This window comes from Alkalicoccus luteus (genome assembly GCF_012034335.1).
GTDB classification, from domain to species: domain Bacteria; phylum Bacillota; class Bacilli; order Bacillales; family Salisediminibacteriaceae; genus Alkalicoccus; species Alkalicoccus luteus_A.
On sequence record NZ_JAATHJ010000056.1, the window covers coordinates 1 to 3158 of the forward strand.

Genomic DNA, 3158 nt, shown 5'->3' on the forward strand with positions numbered 1-3158 from the left:
TGCGTCCGGCTTCCTTCAGATTCCGGGTCGCCCCGGACACCCTTGCCATTCGCTAACGGTTCCCATTGCCAAGCCCGTAGTGGACTTTCACCACCAAGCTGTCAGACATGCCGGGCACACGCCTGGAGGGACCATGACAGATCGTCATGGTCCCTGATTTTCCCGCATAGAGCAGGAGGGCTGCCTAAAATCCCTGCTTCATCTGGTGATGCGGCATATGGTGATGGCCTTTCGGTGTGCGGTGTTCATCCAGCGTCTCTTCCTCTTCAACCGGAATGCGGCCAATTTCTTTTTCTACTTCGACGAGCACAACGTAGTTTCCCTGCTGAAATTCCTTTTCAAAGTGACGGGCTTCTTCATCGTCTTTATGAATAAACTGGATCTGATCCTGTTCGACGCCTTTCAGCTCCAGTTCCCGGATGACTGCGTCTTTTTGATCAAGTGATTTCATCACTGCAACAATCTGCTTTTCCATGTCAGGCACCTCCGTCCTCTATCGGCGTTAATCTTCTATACCCCCCGTACGAGGTTTGAAACGCTGCCCGATCAGGCAAGCTGATCAAGAATGCGCTCGACAGAAGCGTGATTATCCGGGCTCTTATCAAGGTGGTACCATTCTAACGCCCCTGACTCTGAATAGATCCAGGTGCCTCCCTGAATATACACATCCTGTGTTTTCATTGAATGAAGGGCAACAGCGCGCTGAGCTTTATCACTCGGTAAAAACGAATCGATTTTACCTGCCGCGGTTCCAAGAGCTGCCATGAGAAGCAGCTTCGGTTTATTCATTGTGATGTGACCCATCGCTTTATATAAGCTTCTGTCGCGATCGCCGTAAAACGGGAATGGATAGGGACCGAATTCGTTCAGAAAGCGCTTAATTAACCTTCCTGAAGAAGGGACAATGATTTTCAGGTCCGCTCCCTTCTGTTCAAATTCATGATAATTCCTGCGCAACTGCGCAAGATGACGCTGACAGATTGGTCAGCCAAGATGTCTGACGAACACGATGACTGTCTTACCGCCTGTCGTCAGCTGGCCGTAAGGAATACGCTCCATTCGCGGCGTTTCCACTTTATATACCTGCTTCATATCTACTCACCCTTTCTACTGCTTCCTACTGTTTCCATATACCCTGCTGCTTCTTCCCAAACACTCTTTTTGACAAATAAAACGGTACAGGCTAGAATAACGTGGTAATCCTGATAATATGACTATGAATAGGAGGATTAGTGATGGCATCTACAACATACGTGCATGCGACCGGTGCACAGGAGGACGTGGAAAAGAGAGATTCCAGTACACTGAACCCTCCGCAGATGAAACTGATTTACGGGGCGCTCGCTGTTACAGCGGTGCTGCTCGTTTATTTACTGCAGACGCAGGAAGCAATGCATCCTATTCTGCTGCTGATTGGCCTGCTTCTCGGCTATACGCTCTTTCACGCCCGATTCGGATTTACGTCGGCTTTCCGCCGGTTTATGTCTGTCGGAAACGGCCAGGCTATCCGTTCACATATGGTGATGCTGGCAGTTGCGGTTACGTTGTTTGCTCCTATCCTCGCGTTCGGTTTTTCCTTTTTTGGGACCGGCGTCAGCGGGTACGTTTTCCCGATTGGAACGAGCCTGATTGTCGGGTCATTCTTATTCGGAATCGGCATGCAGCTCGGCGGCGGCTGTGCATCCGGGACACTTTTCGCTGTTGGCGGAGGGCGAACCGTCATGTTTATTACTCTGCTGTTCTTTATCATAGGGTCCGTTATTGGGGCTGCACACCTTCCGTTCTGGACAGATGAGATGCCGAATGGACAGGCCATCTCTCTGGCGGAAACGACCGGACTGGGATATGGCGGTGCATGGCTCCTGTCGATCGCTCTGTTCGGCCTTATTGCCTGGATTACGCTCGTCGTGGAACGAAAGCGTAAGGCACCGAAAATGGCTCCTGTTCCGACTACATCCGGCTGGAAACGTATTTTGCGGGGTTCCTGGCCTCTTTTTGCAGCGGCGATTGCGCTTGCTGTTTTGAATGCTCTCACTCTCATGACTCGCGGAGAGCCTTGGGGTGTTACCTTTGCCTTTGCTCTTTGGGGCTCACAGGCAGCAGAGCTGATGGGCATTAACGTATCTGCCTGGGAATTCTGGCAGGGTGATAATGCAGCTGCGCTTGAAGCTTCGATTTTTGCAGATACGACTACGGTGCTTAACTTCGGCGTTATTTTAGGCGCTTTTATGGCCTCGGCAGCAGGCGGGTTATTCCGCTTCACCGGGATCAAACCTGGCAACGTTGCCGCAGCAGTAATCGGCGGACTGATGATGGGCTACGGCGCCCGGCTTGCGTTTGGCTGTAATATCGGAGCCTATTTCGGCGGCATCGCTTCTTTCAGCCTGCACGGCTACATTTGGGCTGTTATGGCACTTGCCGGCACCTTCTTTGCGCTTTATTTACGGCCGCTCTTCGGGCTGTCAGTACCGAAGTCAAAAGATACGTTTTGTTAAAACAAGAGCAACGAAATTGGAAGCTTTTTATTAAACCTGTCTTCTGATGCATAATATACAATCTTGTTCGAGCTGAGAAACCGGCGCATCCAGATCGCCGGTTTCTTTTTTCTGTTTCCGGATAGCGTCTGTCATTTTTTCATCATGGCAATCCACTATGCTGGCCATGTACGTTTTGAAAAGGTTGAAACTGCGTCAAAACAAATGCGGTTTCTGAGTGCTGACAAAGTCAATCTGCTTACATATTTATTCACATTGGTGCAGCCCTTCTTCGCGTATCCAGCCTGCCTCGGGCTTACCTTCAGCTATTGACTGTATGGAAAAAGGGCACCGTGGGATGGCGCGGCTTCACTCGCGCTTTCATGCCATTCAAGAACGAACGACTACGAGGTTATTTTCTTACAGACGTATGCTGCTGATCGCTCCAAGCGCTGGTCTGACAGGAAGTGCTGACTGCAAAAACAACTTTTCGGATGGCAAAAGCGACACAACGCCCGGCAATTGTAACAGAATGCTCCATGAAACTTACTTACCAGCGTAAGCGTCAAAGAAACCGTGTCCGAACAGTGTGAAGATCGAGCAGGAGAACATCAAAAAACGGGCAGCCGCGGGGATCTTCCCGGGGCTGCCCGTTTTGGGCTTACGGCGAAACAGGGCGTCGAC

The 3158-nt window shown here is 50.7% G+C and carries 3 protein-coding genes; 1 reads left to right on the forward strand and 2 read right to left on the reverse strand.

Translation table 11 applies throughout. From position 1 onward, the window contains the following. Positions 1-184: 184 nt before the first annotated feature. Together HCN83_RS17760 and HCN83_RS17765 are read right to left on the reverse strand one after the other, a co-directional pair. Positions 185-475 (reverse strand): hypothetical protein, encoded by a 291-nt coding sequence (locus HCN83_RS17760; protein ID WP_168009740.1) that lies wholly within the window; start codon positions 473-475, stop codon positions 185-187. 71 nt (positions 476-546) lie between these two features. Next, positions 547-957: an AhpC/TSA family protein gene (locus HCN83_RS17765; protein WP_205774746.1), complete on the reverse strand. Its 411-nt coding sequence runs from the start codon at positions 955-957 to the stop codon at positions 547-549. Positions 958-1235: 278 nt separating this feature from the next. Here HCN83_RS17765 and HCN83_RS17770 point away from each other — a divergent pair, with 278 nt between their 5' ends. Next, positions 1236-2495 (forward strand): YeeE/YedE family protein, encoded by a 1260-nt coding sequence (locus HCN83_RS17770; RefSeq protein WP_168009742.1) that lies wholly within the window; start codon positions 1236-1238, stop codon positions 2493-2495. Positions 2496-3158: the final 663 nt, after the last annotated feature.

Coding starts and splice junctions, on each gene's coding strand:
- HCN83_RS17760 (WP_168009740.1), bottom strand. CDS start 475: ATGGAAAAGCAGATTGTTGCAGTGATGAAATCACTTGATCAAAAAGAC.
- HCN83_RS17770 (WP_168009742.1), top strand. CDS start 1,236: ATGGCATCTACAACATACGTGCATGCGACCGGTGCACAGGAGGACGTG.